15 protein-coding genes and 1 pseudogene are annotated in these 15,143 nt (G+C 45.2%); 6 read left to right on the forward strand and 10 right to left on the reverse strand.

The features are described 5' to 3' along the window. The first annotated feature begins 20 nt into the window (after window positions 1–20). The 3 genes from glgP to B5444_RS05425 are packed head-to-tail and all read left to right on the forward strand — an operon-like array spanning window position 21 to window position 4,673. The gene (glgP, locus tag B5444_RS05415) at window positions 21–2,033 is read left to right on the forward strand and encodes an alpha-glucan family phosphorylase (protein WP_079654205.1); all 2,013 of its coding nucleotides are present in this window, start codon (window positions 21–23) and stop codon (window positions 2,031–2,033) included. Beyond that, on the forward strand, window positions 2,030–3,322 hold the full coding sequence (locus B5444_RS05420) for a glycoside hydrolase family 57 protein (protein ID WP_079654206.1): 1,293 nt from the start codon (window positions 2,030–2,032) through the stop codon (window positions 3,320–3,322). Before glgP ends, B5444_RS05420 begins: the two co-directional genes overlap by 4 nt. Next, window positions 3,297–4,673, forward strand: coding sequence for a glycogen synthase (locus B5444_RS05425; protein ID WP_079654207.1), 1,377 nt, complete (start codon window positions 3,297–3,299; stop codon window positions 4,671–4,673). The genes B5444_RS05420 and B5444_RS05425 overlap by 26 nt, the downstream gene beginning before the upstream one ends. On the opposite strand, the gene B5444_RS05430 is transcribed toward B5444_RS05425, so the two are convergent. The 5 genes and pseudogenes from B5444_RS05430 to B5444_RS05450 all read right to left on the reverse strand — a co-directional run bounded on the left by B5444_RS05430 (window position 4,655) and on the right by B5444_RS05450 (window position 10,035). Further along, the gene (locus tag B5444_RS05430; protein ID WP_079654208.1) at window positions 4,655–5,593 is read right to left on the reverse strand and encodes an acetyl-CoA carboxylase carboxyltransferase subunit alpha; all 939 of its coding nucleotides are present in this window, start codon (window positions 5,591–5,593) and stop codon (window positions 4,655–4,657) included. The genes B5444_RS05425 and B5444_RS05430 overlap by 19 nt on opposite strands. A 17-nt stretch (window positions 5,594–5,610) precedes the next feature. After that, a complete protein-coding gene (locus B5444_RS05435; protein WP_079654209.1) occupies window positions 5,611–6,507 on the reverse strand; it encodes a DNA polymerase III subunit delta' in 897 nt (298 codons plus the stop codon). Beyond that, window positions 6,504–7,838: an acetyl-CoA carboxylase biotin carboxylase subunit gene (gene accC, locus B5444_RS05440; RefSeq protein ID WP_079654210.1), complete on the reverse strand. Its 1,335-nt coding sequence runs from the start codon at window positions 7,836–7,838 to the stop codon at window positions 6,504–6,506. The genes B5444_RS05435 and accC overlap by 4 nt, the downstream gene beginning before the upstream one ends. A 35-nt stretch (window positions 7,839–7,873) precedes the next feature. Beyond that, window positions 7,874–8,917, reverse strand: a pseudogene (locus B5444_RS05445) (3-deoxy-D-manno-octulosonic acid transferase); the annotation flags it as partial. Window positions 8,918–8,928: 11 nt separating this feature from the next. Beyond that, window positions 8,929–10,035 carry an inositol-3-phosphate synthase gene (locus B5444_RS05450; protein WP_079654212.1) on the reverse strand — a complete coding sequence of 369 codons (1,107 nt, stop codon included), beginning with the start codon at window positions 10,033–10,035 and terminating at the stop codon, window positions 8,929–8,931. Window positions 10,036–10,098: 63 nt separating this feature from the next. Between B5444_RS05450 and rplM the strand changes: the two genes are divergently transcribed. Genes rplM through argC form a run of 3 tightly spaced genes read left to right on the forward strand, consistent with a single transcriptional unit; the run spans window position 10,099 to window position 11,980 of the window. Beyond that, window positions 10,099–10,533 carry a 50S ribosomal protein L13 gene (rplM, locus tag B5444_RS05455; RefSeq protein ID WP_079654213.1) on the forward strand — a complete coding sequence of 145 codons (435 nt, stop codon included), beginning with the start codon at window positions 10,099–10,101 and terminating at the stop codon, window positions 10,531–10,533. After that, window positions 10,530–10,970, forward strand: a complete 441-nt coding sequence (gene rpsI / locus B5444_RS05460) for a 30S ribosomal protein S9 (protein WP_079654214.1) — start codon at window positions 10,530–10,532, stop codon at window positions 10,968–10,970. Before rplM ends, rpsI begins: the two co-directional genes overlap by 4 nt. Continuing rightward, complete coding sequence (gene argC / locus B5444_RS05465; protein ID WP_079654215.1) at window positions 10,955–11,980, forward strand: N-acetyl-gamma-glutamyl-phosphate reductase; 1,026 nt, start codon at window positions 10,955–10,957, stop codon at window positions 11,978–11,980. The genes rpsI and argC overlap by 16 nt, the downstream gene beginning before the upstream one ends. Here argC and B5444_RS05470 read toward each other — a convergent pair. The 5 genes from B5444_RS05470 to B5444_RS05490 are packed head-to-tail and all read right to left on the reverse strand — an operon-like array spanning window position 11,959 to window position 15,125. Beyond that, a complete protein-coding gene (locus tag B5444_RS05470; protein WP_079654216.1) occupies window positions 11,959–12,525 on the reverse strand; it encodes a GTP-binding protein in 567 nt (188 codons plus the stop codon). The two genes, argC and B5444_RS05470, sit on opposite strands and share 22 nt — an antisense overlap. Continuing rightward, entirely contained in the window at window positions 12,525–13,223 is a 699-nt protein-coding gene (locus tag B5444_RS05475) for a DUF4388 domain-containing protein (protein ID WP_079654217.1), read from the reverse strand. The genes B5444_RS05470 and B5444_RS05475 overlap by 1 nt, the downstream gene beginning before the upstream one ends. Before the next feature lie 4 nt (window positions 13,224–13,227). After that, a complete protein-coding gene (locus tag B5444_RS05480) occupies window positions 13,228–13,581 on the reverse strand; it encodes a roadblock/LC7 domain-containing protein (RefSeq protein WP_079654218.1) in 354 nt (117 codons plus the stop codon). A gap of 49 nt (window positions 13,582–13,630) precedes the next feature. Beyond that, window positions 13,631–14,476 (reverse strand): permease, encoded by an 846-nt coding sequence (locus B5444_RS05485; RefSeq protein ID WP_079654219.1) that lies wholly within the window; start codon window positions 14,474–14,476, stop codon window positions 13,631–13,633. Between the two features lies 1 nt (window position 14,477). After that, window positions 14,478–15,125 (reverse strand): succinate dehydrogenase/fumarate reductase iron-sulfur subunit, encoded by a 648-nt coding sequence (locus tag B5444_RS05490; protein WP_079654220.1) that lies wholly within the window; start codon window positions 15,123–15,125, stop codon window positions 14,478–14,480. Window positions 15,126–15,143: the final 18 nt, after the last annotated feature.

Genomic DNA, 15,143 nt, shown 5'->3' on the forward strand with positions numbered 1-15,143 from the left:
AGTTATTATAATAGGCTAAAATGGATGTTCTTAAAGGGCTTGAGGAACTTGTTTACAACCTATGGTGGAGTTGGACTCCCGAGGTAAAGTCTTTCTTTGAGCTATTGGATCCTATACTTTGGAAAGAATCCGAAGAAAATCCTATAGTCTTCCTGCATAACAGGGATAAGTGGGAGGACAAGCTCAAAAACCCAAAGATGCAAGCAAGGGCTGCCTATCTCGTGTCCAAGTTCAAGAGCTACATGAAGAAGCACTCAAGGTACATGGATGAGTATAAAAAGCCCGTGGTCTTCCTGTGTGCCGAGTATGGCCTTCACCACAGCCTTCTTATATACGCAGGTGGCCTCGGCTTTCTGGCGGGAGACATACTCAAAGAGGCAAGCGACTTAGGCTTTCCTATGGTAGGCATAGGCTTTATGTATCCTCAGGGCTACGTAAAGCAGAGGATAAAGAGCGATGGCTGGCAGGAAGACCTTACACAGATGAACCAAAAGGAGAGGATGCCTGTTCAGAAGGTTTTGGATGAAGAGGGTAACTGGTTGAAGATGTACGTGTACGTGGGGGAGGAAAAGGTCTACTTTGGTCTTTGGAAGGTTCAGGTAGGTAAAGTTCCCCTTTACCTCATAGACACAAACATAGAGGAAAACTCGCCTTGGAACAGGGAGATCTCTTCTCAGCTTTACGTACCAGACAGAGAACTAAGGTTAAAACAGCAGATAGTCCTGGGATTTGGAGCTCATCTTCTCCTTAAAAAGCTAGGTATCCAGTGGATGGGTTTCCATGTAAACGAGGATTACCCGGCTTTCGTGCTCCTCGCAGATGTTATCCATAACATGAAACAGGGTTTAGACTTGCAGAGTGCGATAGAAAAGACCAAAAGCTACTCTCTGTTTACTACACACACACCCATAAGCAGCGCGGTAAACATCTATCCCTTCCATATGGTGGAAAGACAGTTCCTGTTCGTGAAGGAGATCCTCGGACTGGATCCTTCTAAGCTTCTAGAGCTTGGAGTAAACCCAAACAATCCTTCGGAAGGCTTTAACACAACTGTTATGGCTATGAGGATTTCTAAGTACGTCAACGCCGTGAGTAGAAAACACAGGGATACGGTAAAGAGTATGTGGGGCTTTATAAGGGATGACGTAGATTATGTTACCAACGGCGTACACGTATCCACATGGCTTTCCAAGCCCATAAGGGAACTCTTCAAAAAGTATCTAGGAGAGGATTGGTATGACCTTCATGATCATCTTTCCTTATGGGAACTGGTAGACAGCCTACCAGACGAAGAGCTTTGGAGAGCCCACGTAGAGAACAAGATAAGTATGATAAACCACATAAGGGAGAGGGTAAGGGACAGATGGTCGGAGGGTAACGCAGATCCCAACGTACTCATAGCCCAAGGTCTGTTTTTGGATCCAGACGTGCTAACCATCTGCTTTGCCAGGCGTATGACCTCCTACAAAAGACCCACCCTTGTGCTTGAAGACATAGAGAGGCTAAAACGCATACTGACAAACATCGAAAGACCTGTTCAGATCATCTTCGCTGGGAAGGCACACCCTGCAGATGTAGAAGGTAAAAAGCTTATCCAGCAGATATTCATCGTGGCCAAAGATCCCAGCTTTAAGGGTAGGATAGCCTTTGTGGAAGATTACGACGAAGCTCTGGCTCACTACCTTGTAAGCGGATCCGATGTGTGGCTCAACAACCCTCAACCACCCCTCGAAGCCTCTGGCACAAGCGGTATGAAAGCTTCCATAAACGGAGTTATACATCTGTCTGTCCTTGACGGATGGTGGGCCGAAGGTTACAACTCTAACAACGGTTGGAGCTTTGAAACACCTCAGGAGCTTTACAACCTACTGGAAACCCAGATAGTTCCCCTCTACTACGATAGAGACGAGAGAAACATACCACGAGGCTGGGTAAAGATGATGAAGGAGGCCATAAAGAGTGTAGTTCCTGTCTTTAGCTCTAGGCGCATGCTCAAGGAGTACATAGACAAGTTCTACTCTAAGATGGGATGAAAAAGCTGTACCTTTTTATCCTCTGGCATATGCACCAACCCCTTTACAAGGATCCATACACCAAAAGGTACGAGCTTCCTTGGACACTCCTACATCTTCTTAAAGACTACAAAAGGATACCCTCTTACTCTCTGGACTATCGAGTCAAGGTAAACTTCAACCTCACGCCCGTGTTGATAGACCAAATAGAAGACTACTCAAAAGGTGTAAGCTGTAGACTCCTAAATATGCTCGAAGAAGATACAGACAGGGAGTTTCTTCAGAGGTTGATAAAAGCTCTACCACAAAGGATGAAACAAAGCTTAAAAGCTCAAGATGTCCTCTCTTACCTCAACCTCTGGGCACAGGTAGAGCTAAAGCAAGACGAAGTTCATACATACGTTAAAGTACACGCCAAAAGTACTTTGGAGCTCTACAGGGACCTTTACCATAGCTCAAGGATAGGGTTGCTTACCTCTCCCTACTACCATCCCATCCTCCCACTTCTTATAAGCAAGATATCACTTCTTGAGGATGCTTTGACCCATGTACGTATGGCCAAGGAAAGATTTCGGGAGATCTTTGGGAAAGAACCTATGGCCATGTGGCCCTCGGAAGGAGCCATAAACGAGCAAACCTTTGATGTATTCAAAAACCTAGGCATAAGGCTTATCTTCTCCGACGAGAGGGTGTTTTTTAACTCATCAGGTGCTACAATAAGGGAAGAACTCTACAAGCTATACAACTACAGGGGAGTTTTTATCCTCTTCAGGGATAGGGTGCTGAGCGACAGGGTGGGGTTTTTGTACAAAGACTGGAAACATGAGGATGCCGTAGAAGACTTTTTATCCTATCTTAAGAATGTCTTTGACAGATGTAGCTTTTCACCCATAGTGAGCGTAATACTGGACGGTGAAAACCCTTGGGAACACTACCCAAACCAGGGGGAAGATTTCTTAAGGGGGCTGTACGGACGTCTTCAGGAGCAGGACTGGATAGAAACTGTAAGTGTAGAGGACCTCTTGAAGGGAGACTTTGAAGCCCACACACTAAGCAGTGTTGAAGCAGGAACTTGGACAGATGGCTTTCACATGTGGGAAGGCCATCCTCAAAAAGAGCACATGTGGGAAGAACTAAAGAAGGCCAGGAGTTTATACGGACAGAAGAGGTGTTTTTTAGTTGCAGAAGGAAGCGATTGGTTCTGGTGGGGAGGTGTGGAGGGCAATCTCTTTTCACAGGAATTTAACAACCTTTTTCATAGATTTCTAACAAGAGGGGTTCAGGATGAGGGTGGTGATAGTTGCCAGTGAACTTTATCCCTACGCAAAGACGGGGGGTCTGGGGGATTTCACCCACTGCCTTCTGAAAGGTCTAAGGGAGTTAGGTGTGGACGCTTATGCATGCCTTCCTCTCTATGGATGGATAGACAAGGGAGATCTCATTTACGTGGGGAAGGTGGAGGTAAAGCTTAGCAGACTTTGGGAGTATGATGTCTACAGGAATGACAGAGTATACTTTTTTGACAACCCTGAGCTGTTCCATAGGGATTACGTCTATGGGCCACCCTGGGGAGGTTACTGGGACAACCACCTTCGCTTTGGAAGTTTTTGCTGGGCCGTTTGCGAAGCTATACAAAAGGAATTTTTAAAAACAGATGTGGTACATACCAACGATTGGCATACAGCCCTCATACCCTTAATACTCAAGTACATCTACAGGACAGACCACAAGCACGTATTTACTATACATAACATAGCTTACCAAGGTGTGTTCGGTAAACATGTGATGGATGAGTTAAAGCTTCCCTGGGAGCTCTTTCACATGGATGGAATAGAGTTCTGGGGGAACGTGTGCTTCCTCAAGGCAGGCATAGCTTTCTGCGATGTACTTACCACCGTAAGCCCAACACATGCAGAGGAGATAAAGGATCCACGTTATGGCTTCGGTTTGGACGGCTTTATAAGGAAACATAGCCACAAGCTTGTAGGTATAGTAAACGGTGTGGACTACAAAACCTGGAACCCTGAAACAGATCCAAGCCTGTGGTATAACTACACGCGGAAGGATCTGAGGGGAAAAGCTTACAACAAAAGGATGTTATGTAAAGAGTTTGGCTTAGATGAAAAGCTCCCGCTCATATCCTACATAAGTAGGTATGCTTACCAGAAGGGTGTGGAGCTTCTCCTGGAGGGATTTGAAAGGATAGTAAAACTCAGAGCCAACTACTTCTTTCTAGGCTCTGGGGAGTACGGACCTTTTATAAAGGATGCTGAGGACCACCTTCCCAACGTGCGCGTTGTGACTACTTTCAACGAAGATCTTTCAAGGAAGCTCTACGGTAGCTCAGACTTTATCCTCATGCCTTCTCTCTACGAACCCTGTGGTATCACACAGCTAATAGGCATGCGTTACGGATGCATACCCATAGTTAGAAAAACGGGCGGACTTTCCGACACGGTCAAAGACATCTCTGCCGATGGTTATGGTATAGTCTTTGAAAACTTTGAAGTGCCAGACCTTGTATGCGCTGTAGAAAGAGCCATAGATCTTTACCATGCCAGGCAGAGGTTTTTAAAGTTGGTAAAGAAAGTCATGTCCTTGGACTTCTCCTGTAGAAACATGTCAGAAAAGTACCTTGAGCTCTACACCTCTACAAAGTAAGCCATCCTCTCAAACTTCTCCCTCCTATCCTTTAGAAGCTCTTCAGGCGTGAGTTTTAGCAACTCTTTAAGATATCTTCTTATGAAGTACTTTACCACCCTAGCTGTCCTAGTGTAGTCTATGTGGGCAAACCCCAATGGTTCTCTTATAACACAGTCTACAACACCTAGCTGATACAGGTCCTCTGCCGTCAACCTTAAGGCCCTTGCCGCTTCCTTTACCTTCTCCTGGTTTTTCCAAAGTATGGCAGCACATCCTTCTGGTGAAATTACAGAATACACAGCATGCTCCAACATCAAAACCCTGTTAGCCACGGCTAGAGCCAGAGCACCACCAGAACCACCTTCACCTATGACCACAGCTATGGTGGGCACTTTCAACCAGGCAAAGGTGTAGAGGCTTTGGGCTATGGCTTGAGACTGTCCCCTCTCTTCAGCCTCTATCCCTGGATATGCTCCAGGAGTGTCCACAAAGGTTATCACTGGCATGCTGTACTTTTCGGCAAGCTTTGCCACCCTTACAGCTTTTCTGTACCCCTCGGGATGTGGCATACCAAAGTTTCTTTCCATCTTCTCCTTCGTACTTCTACCTTTTTGATGGCCTATAACTGCTACGGGCATCTTGTAGAAGTAAGCAAAACCTGCCACTATTGAAGGATCATCACCAAAGCATCTATCTCCATGAAGTTCAATAAAGTCTGTGAATATGAGATTGATGTAATCAAGGGTGTGGGGTCTGTTGGGATGTCGTGCTATGAGTACCTTCTGCCAAGGATCCAGCTTTGAAAGTATGGACTTTACTTTTTTTCTGTACTCTCTCTGGAACCTTCTTAGATCTTCCTCTCTAGCATCCTTCGACTTTTTTAGAGTCTCGACCTTTTGATAGAGTTCCAGAAGGTCCTTCTCAAACTCTAAGCTCATAGGCCAGAAAATTATAACTAAAAGGTAAAGCTAAGGTATGTAAGGAACAGATCCAACCTTATGCCACGCCCCAAGTTTTCCCTTGCGAGAGCTATAGCATCTTGTGCATTCGCGTCCTCTGCCATAGCCTCAAGTATCTTAAGGAGGAACTCTTGATCCTGTACGCTTAGATCTTCTGCCTGGCTGGCCACCTTGTACACCTCAAGGGGATCCTTCTTTAGAAAATCCTGTGCCATTTGTAGTAGGTTCTTCTTCTGCATGATCTCCTTAAGCATGCTTACACTTCCGTCCGCCAACCTCAAAAGCTGAGGATCCTTTACGCCGGTTATCTGAGAGATTTCTTCGTCCGTAAAGGGTGGAACTTCAATAAGAAAACTCCTAGACTTTACAGTAGGCAGCAGTTTGTCCAAAGAATCACATGTAAGGAGAAAGTAAGTGTCTAAAGGTGGCTCTTCTAAGACTTTAAGCAGGGCGTTCTGCGAGTATGGATTCATGGTATGGGCTTTGCCTATGAGTACCACTTTCCTCTTAGAGAGTCCAGGCCTTAGGTAAGCAAACTCCTTGACTGCCCTTATCTGGTCTATCTTTATCTCAGTCTTCTCGGGAAGAACGTACACAAAGTCTGGATGATCTCCCTGAAAGTATGCAAATACCTCTTTACCGCTCTGACCTTCCACGAAAACTTCAAGGTCTTCCGGCGATGTTTCCATCATATGCTTGAAGTTATTCATGTGAAGGCAAGAGGCACAGCTTTCGCACGCGGGAAAGGTGTTTTTCAGACAGAGTAGAGCTTTGGCTAGCTCAAAGGCAATGGTCTTCTTCCCTACTCCCTCCTTTCCATAGAACACTATGGCGTTTGGTACCTTGTTGTGCCTGTACATACTACCCAGAAACTTTTCTATCCTTTCCCTCATATGAGCATCTCTTCCACTAGTCTTATGTGGTGCTTTCCTTCCCTGAATTCTCTCGTGCTTATAACCCTCTTGTGGAACTCTATGTTAGTCTTAAGCCCTTGACCTTCTATTACGAATTCTTCAAGAGCCCTTTTAGCCCTCTCTATGGCTGACTTTCTGTCGCTTCCCCAGACTATAAGCTTGGCTATGAGAGAGTCGTAGTATGGTGGAATTGTGTAGCCGCAGTACACATGGGTGTCTACTCTTACACCTGGACCACCAGGAAGGTAGAGGTTTGTTATCTTACCAGGTGATGGCATGAAGGTATTTGGATCCTCTGCGTTTATCCTGAACTCCACAGCGTAGCCCCTCCTTTCCACCTTGGACAGGCTTAGTTTTTCCCCCATGGCAACTTTTATCTGCCACTTTACTATGTCTGTGCCCGTTATCATCTCTGTCACCGGATGCTCCACCTGTATGCGCCCGTTTACCTCCATAAAGTAGAAGTTTCCATCCTGGTCCATCAGAAACTCTACAGTCCCAGCACCCACGTATCCTATATGCTTACAAAACTCTACACACATCTCTTCCAACATCTTCCTCTGCTTGTCGTCTATAGAAGGGCTTGGTGCTTCCTCTATAAGCTTCTGATGTCTTCTCTGTATGGAACACTCCCTCTCTCCTAAAGCCATTACGTTGCCGTGGGTATCCGCAAGTATTTGTACTTCTATGTGCTTTGGATTTATAAGGTACTTCTCTATGTAGACCCTCTCATCACCAAAGGCTATCTTTGCTTCTTGCATAGCTAGTGGGAGTTTTTCCCTGAGTTCCCTTTCGTCCCTTACTATCCTTATACCCCTTCCACCCCCACCACCGGCAGCCTTTATGACTACAGGATAGCCTATCTGCTTGACTACTTCAAGGGCTGATTTGAAGTCCACAGGCCCATCGCTGCCAGGAACTAAAGGTATGTTCAACTTCTTGGCCACCTCTTTGGCCCTAATCTTGTCGCCTATTAGAGCAAGGGTTTCTGCGTTGGGACCTATGAATACCTTTCCGCTTGCCTGGACTATCTCCGCGAACCTTGGGTTTTCTGCCAAGAATCCGTAGCCAGGGTGGACCGCATCAGCACCAGAGACCTCTACAGCCGACATTATCCTAGGTATGTCCAGATAGCTCTTAGAAGCCTCCGGAGGCCCTATGCATACAGCCTGATCCGCCAGCTTCACATGCATTGACTCCCTGTCTGCTTCAGAGTAAATGGCCACCGTCTTTATCCCCAATTCCCTGCAGGCTCTTATGACCCTTACCGCTATCTCTCCTCTGTTGGCTATTAGAACCTTTCTGATCATAGACCTTAAAAATTTTAACCCTTCAATACAGTGTTCTAATAGGAGCTTGAAGAAAGAAGTAATCCCTTTATCTGTTCAAGGTAGCACCTCTTTATCTGTTCAGAGAGTTCCTTCATGTTTGTATCCAAACTCACCCCCTGCTTAAGAAGCGTAGAGAAGGTCTTGTAAAGTTCTGTCTCATTGCTTGCTACTCTACCATAACCCTTTCGAAGGATAAACTCCGCCAGATCTTGAACTTTAAAGTAGTAGGGTCCAAAAACCACCGGCTTGTTCCAGTAGATGGGTTCAAGGAGGTTGTGTCCACCTACCTTTACAAGCGTTCCACCTACAAAGCATATATCTGCAAAGGAATACATCCGGAAAAGCTCTCCCAAGGTGTCAACGATGAGCACATCCCAGTTCTGTGGGTCTTCGCTCCTTAGCCTAAACTGTGGGTATAACCTTTTAAGTTCATAAGCTCTGTGCACGTGCCTAGGCACCAAGATAAGCTTTAGGTCTTTGAATGTTTCTTTAAGCTTCTGATACACCCTTATTATGGTTATGTCTTCCTCTGGGTGGGTGCTTCCAGCAACTATTAGCTTTCCTTCCGGCCTTCTAAAGTCTATCGCTGGTGGTTCTTCCAGGACAAACTTAAGGTTGCCGCAAGATAAGGCTCTGGTGTACTGCCCTAGTTTTAAAGCATCTTGTTCAGTCCTTGTCAGAACGAGATCAAACTTTTTGATGAGTATCTTTTCTAGGAAGTTGCCTCTCGCGTAGGTGTTTACTAGGACCTTTTTGGTCCTTGTTACGCTGAGGAGTGATGGCCAAAGCTCCCTCTCCATAACTACAAGCAGGCTTGGGTTTACTATCCTTTCAAACCTCTTTATAAGGGGTGGAAGGTCCAAGGGCAAAGGATGTAAAAGGTGGTAAAAGTCCTTCTGCTTTTCCAGGTAATCTTTGGCTCTGAAAGAAAAGTAGGTTAGGAGTATTGTAAAGTCTTTCTTTAACTCCTTAAGGAGTGGTTTTGCTGTGTTGAACTCTCCTACGCTCGCACAGTGGAACCAAATAATAGGCTTATCCTTTGGTAAGCTTAGCGAGAAGAATACCCTCTCTAGCGTTCCCTTTCACCTCTTATGAATTCTTCTACCATCTTTCTAGCCTGCCAGTCTGGGTACTGTATGGGTGGGTGTTTCATAGTGTAGGCGCTTATGGAGTAAAGTGGTCCACCTATACCTCTATCTCTAGCCAGCTTACAACACCTTATGGCATCTATCATAGACCCTGCACTGTTAGGGGAGTCTTCTACGTCCAACTTTGCTTCCAGGTACATGGGGACATCGCCAAAGAGTCTACCTTCTATGCGTATGTAGGCTATCTTTCTATCCTTTAGCCATGGAACCCAATCGGACGGCCCTATATGGATGTTGAAAGGATCTATATCATAGGTTATGAGAGAGGATACAGCCTCTGTTTTGGAGGTTTTCTTTGTGCTTAGCCTGCTTCTTTCAAGCATGTTTAGAAAATCTGTGTTTCCTCCAAAGTTTAATTGGTATGTCCTATCAATCTTTACACCCCTATCTATGAAGAGTTGGACCAGGGTCCTGTGGAGTATGGTAGCTCCCACTTGGGATTTTATATCGTCACCCACCACAGGTATACCTGCAGCTTCAAACTTCTTGGCCCATTCAGGATCAGAGACTATGAAAGTGGGCATACCGTTTATGAAGGAGACTCCGGCTTCAAGGCACGCCATGGCATAAAACCTTGCAGCCTCTTCAGAACCGACTGGCACGTAGTTTACAAGTATATCCGCTTCTGTCTCCTTTAAGACCCTTACCACATCTTCAAGCTCGTCTTCCTTTTCATCCGCTACCACGAAGGATCTCTCTGGAGGGTAGTCTTTCATATGGGGGGCTACTCCATCCAAAACTTTTCCCATACGCACCTTGACTCCAAGCTTTGGAACATTGGGTTCAAAAACTGTGGTACAGTTAGGTTCTGAAAAAATGGCTTCGGAAACGTCCTTACCCACCTTCCTCGCATCCACATCCCAAGCTGCAACGATTTCAATGTCCCATGGCTTGTATCCACCCACGTCTTCAAACATAAGACCGCTCACGTTCTTGTCTTGGTGCTTCTGATAGTAGTAGATGCCTTGAATAAGAGCACTCGCGCAGTTACCAACACCTGCTATTGCTACTCTTATCTTCTTGGACATGTCTACATTATACAATGAACCCAGAGAGTTATGGTAAAATTTTCAGTCTAAAGGAGAGGAGAGATGAAGACCTATCGTATTAGGCCAGAAGATGTAGTTAGGAATTGGTGGGTTGTAGATGCAAGAGGTAAGATACTTGGAAGGCTTGCATCACAGATAGCTTCAATTCTACGTGGTAAGCATAAGCCCTACTTCCAGCCTGATGTGGACTGCGGGGACTTTGTGATAGTTATAAACGCTAAGGATGTAAAGGTGACGGGCAAGAAGCTCATTCAAAAGAAGTACTACTTCCACTCCAACTATCCAGGAGGTCTAAAGGAGAGATCCTTGGAGTGGATGCTGGAAAACAAGCCGGAAGAGGTTATCAGGTTGGCCGTCAAGAGGATGCTACCCAAGAACAGGCTAGGGCATAGAATGCTAAAGAGGCTTAAGATCTATGCCGGTCCAGAACATCCCCATGAGGCTCAACAACCAAAACCTCTGGAGGTTGAAGCATGACGGTAAAGCTCAAGGATTTTAAGATAGGCTTTGACAACGCCTACTATGGTACAGGAAGGAGAAAAGAAAGCATAGCAAGAGTATGGCTCCTGACAAACACGAAAAAGCAGATAGTAAAGTCCAAAGCTACAGGAAAGGAGTACGAACTTAAAGATTACGTTCAGAGAGAAACCAACTACCTTAAGGTACTTTACCCACTTAAACTAGTAGGTCTGGAGGACAAGTTTGGTATATACGCAACTGTGGAAGGTGGTGGTATATCAGGCCAGACTGAAGCCATAATGTATGGTATAGCTAAGGCTCTTATAAAGTACAACCCAGATCTAAGACCTGTGCTGAAGAAGGCAGGTCTTCTAACCAGAGATGCAAGAGAGAAGGAGAGGAAGAAGTACGGACTCATGAAAGCAAGAAAAGGCTACAGATGGAGCAAACGTTAAGGGTATGTGTGTATGGTGCCACAGGTTATACGGGTGTAGAGCTCCTCAGGACTCTACAGAAGCATCCATACGTAAAGGTAGTAAGCATAACCTCTAAAAGTTACGAGGGAAAGCTTCTGGAAGAGGTTTTCCCTTCCTTTTCTACTTCATACCTTGGGAAGCTGTGCCTTACACAAGAGCCAGAGGAAAACTTTGACGTTGCTTTTCTCTGTCTTCCTCATGAAACCTCCTTACATCTCGTACCAGAGCTTTTAAAAGCAGGAAAAAGAGTTATAGACCTTTCTGGAGCCTACAGGTTGAAGGATGCTAACCTTTACCCAAAGTATTACGGCTTTGAACATCCATACACAGACACTCTAAAGGAGGCTGTCTACGGCCTTCCAGAGATCTTCAGAAGCGACATAAAGACTGCTAGGCTGGTGGCAAACCCAGGATGTTACCCTACCGCTACTCTGCTGGGACTCTATCCTCTGCTTAAAGAGAAGCTGCTAGAAGATGACACGATTATAGTTGATGCCATCTCGGGTGTTTCTGGTGCTGGAAGAAAGACAAGTCAGCAGTTTCACTTTCCAGAGATGACAGAAAATGCCTTTGCCTACTCTGTACTTAATCATAGACACACGCCAGAGATGGAGCTTGTGGCAGGACAAACATTGGGAAGGGATGTAAAGATAAGGTTTACCCCCAAGGTAGTACCCATGTCCAGGGGTATGGTATGCACCATTTATGCTAAAGCTAGAGTGAAGGATTTACATGACCTGTACCTTGAGGTTTACAGAGAAGAGCCCTTTGTTAAAGTGATACAGAACCCACCCATGACCAAACACGTACTCGGTACAAACCTATGTAATATATATGTAGGCTATGATGAAAGAACAGACCTTCATGTTATTGTATCCGCGATAGACAACCTAGGGAAAGGAGCGTCTTTACAAGCTGTTCAGAACATGAACCTTATGTTCGGATTTCCAGAGGTTTTGACCCTGGATCAGCCGGCACTGTTTCCTTGAGAGGTAAGGTCTCTTTTTATCAGCTCAAGTAATGTAAGAAGGACCTTCTTTACACTTTCTTTATCTATGGCAGAGACAGGTACTACTGGTATGTCTTCATCTGGATCAATGTCCAAGGAAGCTGCTACGTCCTCCGGTGACCAGGCATTAGGAAGGTCTTGCTTGTTTGCTCCTATGACCATAGGCACAGGAAAGCGCGATTGGAAGAAGTTTATTATCCTCCTGGCTTCATGGAACGTGGATGGATCTGTACTGTCCACAAGTACTATTATTCCAAGCGCACCCTCCCCGAGTATTTCCCACATGAAGTCAAACCTAGACTGTCCTGGTGTGCCAAACAGGTAGAGTTCGTGCTCGTCATCTATACGTATTTTCCCAAAGTCCATAGCTACTGTGGTGTATTCTTTTACACCTTTTTCTCCAACGGCCTGCGTCCTCCTCTCGGTCTTTACAGTCTTTATCTCGCTGATGGTGTTTATGAACTGCGTCTTACCTGCTGCAAAGGGCCCTGCTACCACTATTTTTATCTTCTTTATAGTTCTCATCACAGCCCCTTGACCCTCTCTATTATCTTAACCAACAAGTCCATGGCTATAGAAGGCTTTTGCTTTTTTTCCCTCCTCTTCCTTTTTATAGCTCCCATAGCCAATAGAGCATAAAGGATCCTATCAACCGTAAGCGTATCAAGACCAGATTCTTTTCTTATCTCACCCACTGTTCTCTCGCCGTTTACTAGAGATAACACTTTTTTAACTTTGTCTATGTTCTCTGTGTTTGCTTTTTCCACTATCTCCTGGGCGTTTGGAAGGGCTTCAAAGGTCAGAAGCTCATCAGAGATCTTCCTTTCTACTTCTTCGGGCGAGAGCTTCTCAGAGGCTAGGAGTATGAGCTTCTCTATGTTATAAACAACAGGCACGTCTGAGTTGTACTTTATAAAGCCTGGAGTGAAGGAAAAGATACCCTCCTTGTGATCAAACCTGCTTATTAGAAATCTCTCTATGGTTTTATGTAGGCTCTCTTTAGGTATCCTAAGCTTACTAAGAAGAACGTCAAAATCTTTTTCTGCATATACTCTAAACACCTTATCTATAGGTCTTGCAAAGACAAATTCCCCATCCTTGACATAGCAAGCAACGGTCATGTCCTTCCATTCTATTATGAATATGCCGCTTTTCCTGTCCTTTAGAATAACTTGGAATATATCAACAAAACTAAAAGTGGAAAGGTCACCTATAAGTGCCATAGTCTTATATCATAGTTTTTAACTTATCCTGAGCTTTCTTTATTTCCATAAGGAGAAGTCCGAGTTTGGCGTTGTTGTCAGCCAGCACAACCAACACCGCATCTGAACCTATTCCGGTGAGTATTACATAGCCATTGTGCCCTTTTACGGTTATCTGCTCAAGCCCTCCTTTCTCCAGCTCCTCGGCCACTCTTTCACCCAAAGATAGTATTGCAGCACTCATAGCTGCTATCCTGTCTTCCTCAAGTCCAGGTTTTAGTACGGAAGAGACGGGCAAGCCGTCGGCGGAGACCAAAGCGGCACCTTCCAACCCAGTATTCTTTATGAGCTCCTGGAGAATCTGCGTATACCTATCCATACTTCCCTCCTTTGTGTATATCCCACATTCATTTTATCATAATCCTTTTTTACGAAACATCGTAAAGAAAACCGAGCACGACTGCCATGAAGAAAACACATACGGAGTACAACAATACCAGCTTCTTGGGTAAAAAGCTGAGGGCAGAAAGAACAGTGGGAAGACATACACCACTACCTGCCAGCATAAAGGACAGGGCATTGCCATGGGTTAAACCAAGCGAGGTCAAGAACTTAGCTATGAAGGCGTCCTCTCCAGAACATACGTACACGGGTGTGGCTAGGACGGATATAAACATGTAGGAGAAGGGTAGTTTAGAAAAACCCGTCAGAAGGTCATCTGGCAGTAGAGTTTCCGCAACAGACACTATAAGTATACCCAAAAGCATAGTTCTACCTACTGTCCTTAGGTTAGTCAGGAAAAGCTTTAGTAAACCATTGCTTTGGATGGGTGGGTTAATCGGGATGGAAAACTGTTCCTTCTTCCTAAATAAGCTTCCTATCGTAAAGGAAGCTAAGAGGGCAAAGATGATCACACCCAAAGACCTAAAGATAAGTGCCTTAAGACCAAACAGGCTGTAGGTGAAGGCCAGGCTTATGGGGGATACTACGGGTGCTACCATCATAAAGGCGACGACAGGAGAATAGCTTCTGCTTATGGAGTTTATCATCATGGCCACTGGCAGCATGGAGCAGGAACACAGGGGCATCATCCCTGCTATAAGTATGCTGCTAAGGACAGCTAAAGCGTCCCTTCCTCTTAGAAAGTGAGCCACCTTTGTGAAAAACCTACTGTTTTCCAAGAGAGACACAAAAAGCAAGGCAAGCATAAAGTACGGGAAAATCTCTAAAAGATAGCGTGAAAAGGTCCTTAAGAATTCCTCAACAAACCACATGCTAAAAGCTCAAAAAGTCAAAGCCTGCTGGCTTTGGCAGTAAACCGAGTTCCTGCAGGTAGTTCTCCTCTTTCCTGATAGCTGTCTCTGGAAAGAGTCTCTTGGGGCACGCCAGAGAACAGTTGTTACAGTGAGTGCAAAGTTGGATAAACTTCTCCTTAAGGCTTGGGTACACTTCTTTTATATGTTTGTAAGCTCTCAGGAAGTACATGGGTCCACCAAAAGCGTGGCTCTCGGCCAACACAGGACATACCTCATCGCATACGCCGCAAAGTATACATTCGTAGCTTCTGTAAGTCCACTCGTCTTGGTCTACCAGACCATTCCTGCTGAAAAGGCCCTTTACCCTGTCTATTAGAGGTTCATGATCTACCACGAGGTCCTTGATGACAGGAAAGTTGTACAAAGGCTCTATCTTTATAGGTGTATCTAGACCTTCCACCTTTGTGCTGCATGCAAGCACAGGCTTGGAGTTAACCCTGACGGCACAGGTCCCGCATACACCAGCCCTGCAGAAGTGTCTGTAGGATAAGGTAGGATCTTTTTCTTTTATTGCGTTAAGAAGGTCCAGGATGGTCATACCCTTGTACACCTCTACGGTGTATGGTTGATAGCCCTCCGCTCTTTTTATAAGTACCTCAACTTCCATGTTATTTAAAGATAGACC

Source organism: Thermocrinis minervae (assembly GCF_900142435.1).
Lineage (GTDB): Bacteria > Aquificota > Aquificia > Aquificales > Aquificaceae > Thermocrinis_A > Thermocrinis_A minervae.

Bases quoted from the DNA above. Each gene is read 5' to 3' on its own strand.
- glgP (WP_079654205.1), top strand. From the start codon at position 21: ATGGATGTTCTTAAAGGGCTTGAGGAACTTGTTTACAACCTATGGTGG.
- B5444_RS05435 (WP_079654209.1), bottom strand. From the start codon at position 6,507: ATGAGGGAAAGGATAGAAAAGTTTCTGGGTAGTATGTACAGGCACAAC.
- B5444_RS05475 (WP_079654217.1), bottom strand. From the start codon at position 13,223: ATGGCACTTATAGGTGACCTTTCCACTTTTAGTTTTGTTGATATATTC.
- rplM (WP_079654213.1), top strand. From the start codon at position 10,099: ATGAAGACCTATCGTATTAGGCCAGAAGATGTAGTTAGGAATTGGTGG.
- accC (WP_079654210.1), bottom strand. From the start codon at position 7,838: ATGATCAGAAAGGTTCTAATAGCCAACAGAGGAGAGATAGCGGTAAGG.
- rpsI (WP_079654214.1), top strand. From the start codon at position 10,530: ATGACGGTAAAGCTCAAGGATTTTAAGATAGGCTTTGACAACGCCTAC.
- B5444_RS05470 (WP_079654216.1), bottom strand. From the start codon at position 12,525: ATGAGAACTATAAAGAAGATAAAAATAGTGGTAGCAGGGCCCTTTGCA.
- B5444_RS05480 (WP_079654218.1), bottom strand. From the start codon at position 13,581: ATGGATAGGTATACGCAGATTCTCCAGGAGCTCATAAAGAATACTGGG.
- B5444_RS05485 (WP_079654219.1), bottom strand. From the start codon at position 14,476: ATGTGGTTTGTTGAGGAATTCTTAAGGACCTTTTCACGCTATCTTTTA.
- B5444_RS05420 (WP_079654206.1), top strand. From the start codon at position 2,030: ATGAAAAAGCTGTACCTTTTTATCCTCTGGCATATGCACCAACCCCTT.
- B5444_RS05490 (WP_079654220.1), bottom strand. From the start codon at position 15,125: ATGGAAGTTGAGGTACTTATAAAAAGAGCGGAGGGCTATCAACCATAC.
- B5444_RS05450 (WP_079654212.1), bottom strand. From the start codon at position 10,035: ATGTCCAAGAAGATAAGAGTAGCAATAGCAGGTGTTGGTAACTGCGCG.
- argC (WP_079654215.1), top strand. From the start codon at position 10,955: ATGGAGCAAACGTTAAGGGTATGTGTGTATGGTGCCACAGGTTATACG.
- B5444_RS05430 (WP_079654208.1), bottom strand. From the start codon at position 5,593: ATGAGCTTAGAGTTTGAGAAGGACCTTCTGGAACTCTATCAAAAGGTC.
- B5444_RS05425 (WP_079654207.1), top strand. From the start codon at position 3,297: ATGAGGGTGGTGATAGTTGCCAGTGAACTTTATCCCTACGCAAAGACG.